The 1,253-nt window shown below is 53.6% G+C and carries 1 rRNA gene; it reads left to right on the plus strand.

Annotated features, from left to right (window positions below):
• A 23S ribosomal RNA gene (locus AC3WJW_RS29965) occupies positions 1-1,253 on the plus strand; the annotation flags it as partial.

Raw genomic sequence — 1,253 nt, forward strand, 5'->3', positions numbered from 1 at the left:
GGTGACGAAGTGGTTGATGCCATGCTTCCAAGAAAAGCTTCTAAGCTTCAGATAACCAGGAACCGTACCCCAAACCGACACAGGTGGTTGGGTAGAGAATACCAAGGCGCTTGAGAGAACTCGGGTGAAGGAACTAGGCAAAATGGCACCGTAACTTCGGGAGAAGGTGCGCCGGTGAGGGTGAAGGACTTGCTCCGTAAGCCCACGCCGGTCGAAGATACCAGGCCGCTGCGACTGTTTATTAAAAACACAGCACTCTGCAAACACGAAAGTGGACGTATAGGGTGTGACGCCTGCCCGGTGCCGGAAGGTTAATTGATGGGGTTAGCTAACGCGAAGCTCTTGATCGAAGCCCCGGTAAACGGCGGCCGTAACTATAACGGTCCTAAGGTAGCGAAATTCCTTGTCGGGTAAGTTCCGACCTGCACGAATGGCGTAACGATGGCGGCGCTGTCTCCACCCGAGACTCAGTGAAATTGAAATCGCTGTGAAGATGCAGTGTATCCGCGGCTAGACGGAAAGACCCCGTGAACCTTTACTATAGCTTTGCACTGGACTTTGAATTTGCTTGTGTAGGATAGGTGGGAGGCTTTGAAGCGTGGACGCCAGTTCGCGTGGAGCCATCCTTGAAATACCACCCTGGCAACTTTGAGGTTCTAACTCAGGTCCGTTATCCGGATCGAGGACAGTGTATGGTGGGTAGTTTGACTGGGGCGGTCTCCTCCTAAAGAGTAACGGAGGAGTACGAAGGTGCGCTCAGACCGGTCGGAAATCGGTCGTAGAGTATAAAGGCAAAAGCGCGCTTGACTGCGAGACAGACACGTCGAGCAGGTACGAAAGTAGGTCTTAGTGATCCGGTGGTTCTGTATGGAAGGGCCATCGCTCAACGGATAAAAGGTACTCCGGGGATAACAGGCTGATACCGCCCAAGAGTTCATATCGACGGCGGTGTTTGGCACCTCGATGTCGGCTCATCACATCCTGGGGCTGAAGCCGGTCCCAAGGGTATGGCTGTTCGCCATTTAAAGTGGTACGCGAGCTGGGTTTAGAACGTCGTGAGACAGTTCGGTCCCTATCTGCCGTGGACGTTTGAGATTTGAGAGGGGCTGCTCCTAGTACGAGAGGACCGGAGTGGACGAACCTCTGGTGTTCCGGTTGTCACGCCAGTGGCATTGCCGGGTAGCTATGTTCGGAAAAGATAACCGCTGAAAGCATCTAAGCGGGAAACTTGCCTCAAGATGAGATCTCACTGG

The sequence above is a fragment of the Pseudomonas sp. GW821-FHT07G06 genome, from assembly GCF_058986625.1.